This is a genomic window from Microcystis sp. LSC13-02 (genome assembly GCA_002282935.1).
Classification (GTDB): domain Bacteria; phylum Cyanobacteriota; class Cyanobacteriia; order Cyanobacteriales; family Microcystaceae; genus Microcystis.
In genome coordinates this window covers 1-3,920 of sequence record MTBT01000286.1, presented here as the reverse complement: position 1 = coordinate 3,920, position 3,920 = coordinate 1, and the positions used below count along the sequence as shown (strand labels likewise).

Sequence of the window (3,920 nt, the reverse complement as noted above, 5' to 3'; positions counted from 1 at the left end):
AGGTTCAGTTTTTAGCTTGGTTATCGCTTTTTCCATTGTAGCTTAAAGCCGTCCTAAAAGGACGGGGTTTTAACCCAAATTTTCGATAATCGTGGGACTGCCAAAAATATGAGTGCGGAAAAGTTGACCATATTTATTATGACGTTTACTGGCAAAATCTCGATCGGTCAAAAAAGCGATTGTTTCTCCTAATAGGGGTAATCCAAAACTGCCGGGGGGTAAGGGTAAATCGTTGCTTATAGTCATCGCTGCCTCTAGGGTAAAACTAATCAGTTGCCGTCGATTAACCCTGTTTATTCTAAACTAAAGCGCCAGAGAATTCATCCCCTAATCTAGACTGGCAATGATCACACTTGACAACGGTAAGTGCCTAAGCAAAGTTAATTACACATCTCACCAGTCATTCAACAGTGAGAATTGCCGCCAATTGACATTTTTTAAGATCACCGCCATAATTACCCATTGCTAATAGTAATTCGCGGCAAACGATGCTTAAAACCGCAGAGAATCTCCCAGGATATCGTACCTAAATCCCGCGCCCAATCGTCGGCGGTAATGCACTGTGGGCCATCTTTGCCGATAAGTGTGACGATTTCCCCTGTTTTTACGTCCGGAATCTCGCTCACGTCAATCATTAACTGATCCATGGTTATCGCGCCGATTTGGGGTACTAAACGTCCTCTCAGGGATACTTTTAAACGATTGGAGAGATTGCGGGGAATTCCATCCGCGTAACCGATACCGACCACAGCAATACGAGTGTCTTTTGCCGCTATGTACTGATGACCATAACTCACTCCCGAACCGGCGGCAATAGTTTTGACTTGGGCAATGCGCGCTTTTACTTGCAGGACGGGTTGCAAAGGGACTTTATCGGTGAGATGATTGGCAGGATAAAGACCGTAGAGAGCTAATCCGACTCTAACTCGATCGTAGTGCAGAGATCGATCGCTTAGAGTAGCGGCAGAGTTAGCTAAATGCAGACAGGGGGGATGATAACCTTTTGATCTTAGCTCGGCGATCGCTTGTTGGAATCTTTGCCGTTGTAACTGCATGATTTCGGGATTGGGATCGTCAGCCGTGGCAAAATGGGAGTATATACTGGCAATTTTCAGGTTAGAAGCCTCTAAAACCTGTTCGACGAATTTTGTACCGTTTTGCCATGGTGTACCTAAGCGAGACATCCCCGTATCTAGTTTGATATGAACCGGCAGCCGCTGCTCTAAGCGTCTCATAACGGTGGCAAAAATTTGCACCTGTTCGATTTGTACTAGGGTGGGCTGCAATTGCCAATGGGCTAAGGCTGCCACTTCTTCCGGGGTATTCACTGCCCCTAAAATCATAATTGGGGCAACGATTCCCGCTTCCCGTAGTTCGATACCTTCCCCAATAGTCGCGATGGCTAAAGATTGCGCCCCAGCTTCTAAAACGCTGTTAGCCACCTTAACTGCCCCGTGTCCGTAAGCATCAGCTTTAATTACCGCCATTAATTCCGTTTTTGGGGCTAATAAGGCCTTGACTTTTCGCACGTTTTGTTGTAGTGCCGAGCGCTCGATCTCTACCCAAGCACGATAGCGAATTACTTCCGACAATTGATAATCATGACGGTTTTTGGGCGGATTGATAATTTTTGGTTCTATGCTAAACGTCACTCGCTCACTCCTTTGCACACATAACCCAATTTATCACAGATGTCGGGGTGAAGATCCTCGTACTGAAGGGATGAAACCCCGACCAGAATAGAACCGCAAAGCACGATTAAATCCTTGACAGTTTAGCCTTGCATAGTTTAACATAGTAAATATAGTCTGGTAAACAAGATGTTAAAAGCGTTTAAGTACAGAATCTATCCGACAAGCGAGTAATCAGTTTTGCTTGCCAAGTCGTTTGGCTGTGCTAGATGGTTTTACAATTACGCCCTAAACTTGACATCTGAAACTTACAAGCAAACTGGAAAAGGATTAAGCAGAGACGAAATAATTAGGCTGCTGCCTTCCCTAAAAAAAGAGCATGAGTGGTTAAGCGAAGTACCATCGCAGGTATTACAGCAAGCAGCTTTAAATCTTTCTAGTGCTTTCCTTAATTTCTTTGAAGGTAGAACTAAATATCCTAACTTCAAGAAAAAGCAAAATAGGCAGTCGATTAGATTTCCTCAGCACTGTAAGTTAAAAGATGATGTTCTGGTATTGCCTAAAATTGGTGAAGTCTATTGCAAGGTTTCACGGCAACCAGAGGGAAGCTTAAAGTCTGTTACGGTTTCAGTTAATCCATCGGGAGAATATTTCGCATCTTGTCTTTATGATGATGGTCAGGATTTACCCCAAAAATTAACCCTGAGCGAAGCCGAAGGGTCATCAGAAGGAAAAGCTGTCGGGATAGACGTTGGACTAACCCATTTTGCTATTACATCAGACGGGACTAAACACGGGAATCCTAAATACTACCGTAAGTACGAACAGAGATTAGCGAGGAGACAAAAGAAATTAAGTCGCAAGCAAAAAGGCTCTAACAACCGAAATAAAGCTAGAGTTAAAGTTGCTAAAGTTCACTCTAAAATTGTTCGTTGTCGTGAAGATTTTCTCCACAAACTAAGTCGTAAATTAGTTGACGAAAACCAAGTCATAGTGGTAGAAAATCTGGCAGTCAGAAACATGGTCAAAAACCAGAAACTAGCAAAATCAATTAGTGATGCTGGTTGGGGTCAATTCTGTACTATGTTAAAATACAAGGCTGAATGGGAAGGAAAAATCTATATAGAAGTTGACAGATTTTTTCCTAGCTCTAAGACTTGTAGTAACTGCTTAAATCGTGTTGACAGTTTGAGTTTAGATATTCGTAGTTGGCAATGTCCTAGAATTTTGGCGGTAGGGCATACCGCTACTGCTTCTGGAGGGAGAGTAAGACCAAGTAAAGGCACTGCTTTTGCAAGGCATCTCCCCGTGAACGAAGAATCCCTCGCATGAGTGCGATGGGAGTGTCAAACCAAATGAAAACCGAGAGGGCTAGGAAAAAAGCCTGAAACTCCTCTGGATTTCCTCCTTTTTTCTGGCGGAATCTGGGTTTTAAGATGAATGGAATGTTAGGAAGTTCCCGAAAAAATTGGCAGTTAGGGTTTTTCCGTAGAGAATGAACAGTAACTGGTAATCAGTGACAAGAAACTATCTAAGTTTTCACCTAACACTATCTCAGTGGTTGGACAAAAGTAAAGTTAACTATGGGGTTAAGGAATGCCAAAAAGCCTAGACTTAAGATAAAATTATATCCAACCGGATGCAGTATAGGAGTTTACCAAATGTCTAACGAGACTGTTACTTATTCCCTAGAAGCTATTCTGACAAGGATTGAGGGGAAGATCGACAAAATCGATGAACGGTTAACCAAAGTGGAAATAGGAGTAGCCACTTTAACCGAAAAGGTTGAAAGCATCGACAATCGGCTCAGATCGGTAGAGGGAACCCAAAAAAATCAGGTCTGGACATTAATCATCCTTTTAGGGAGTGCTATTTTTACGGCCGCTTGGAAAGTATTTTTTTCAAGTAATATCTGATCTCTCTAATCCTCAACAAGACTAGAGTTAACCGCTCCTGAAAGAAAATTTTCTTAAAGCCTAGACTAAGATAAAATTATATCCAACCAGATGCAGTATAGGAGTTTATCAAATGTCTAACGAAACTGTTACTTATTCCCTAGAAGCTGTCCTCACAAGGATTGAGGGAAAGATTGACTCGCTTGAGAAGCGGGTTAACGAAAGATTTGACAAGGTAGAAGATCGGTTAACCAAAGTAGAAATAGGACTAACCGATATCAAGGGGGATATTAAAGTGTTAGACGAGAAAATCGAAGGCATCGACAATCGGCTCAGATCGGTAGAGGGAACCCAAAAAAATCAGGTCTGGACATTGATTATCCTTTTGGGAAGT

The 3,920-nt window shown here is 42.5% G+C and carries 3 protein-coding genes and 2 pseudogenes; 3 read left to right on the top strand and 2 right to left on the bottom strand.

All coding sequences use genetic code 11. The features are described 5' to 3' along the window. Positions 1–78: 78 nt before the first annotated feature. Positions 79–246 (bottom strand): annotated as a pseudogene (locus tag BGL89_RS17925) (cytochrome P450); the annotation flags it as partial. Between the two features lie 209 nt (positions 247–455). Then, positions 456–1,652 (bottom strand): alanine racemase, encoded by a 1,197-nt coding sequence (gene alr, locus BGL89_RS17920; RefSeq protein WP_286826897.1) that lies wholly within the window; start codon positions 1,650–1,652, stop codon positions 456–458. A 168-nt stretch (positions 1,653–1,820) separates the two neighbouring features. Between alr and BGL89_RS17915 the strand changes: the two are divergent. The 3 genes and pseudogenes from BGL89_RS17915 to BGL89_RS17905 all read left to right on the top strand — a co-directional run. After that, positions 1,821–2,963, top strand: a pseudogene (locus BGL89_RS17915) (RNA-guided endonuclease TnpB family protein). 329 nt (positions 2,964–3,292) lie between these two features. Continuing rightward, the gene (locus tag BGL89_RS17910; RefSeq protein ID WP_286826896.1) at positions 3,293–3,547 is read left to right on the top strand and encodes a hemolysin XhlA family protein; all 255 of its coding nucleotides are present in this window, start codon (positions 3,293–3,295) and stop codon (positions 3,545–3,547) included. 112 nt (positions 3,548–3,659) lie between these two features. Further along, positions 3,660–3,920: DUF4164 family protein (locus tag BGL89_RS17905; RefSeq protein WP_286826895.1), on the top strand; the 261-nt coding region annotated here is incomplete at its 3' end.

Bases quoted from the DNA above. Each gene is read 5' to 3' on its own strand.
- BGL89_RS17910 (WP_286826896.1), top strand. From the start codon at position 3,293: ATGTCTAACGAGACTGTTACTTATTCCCTAGAAGCTATTCTGACAAGG.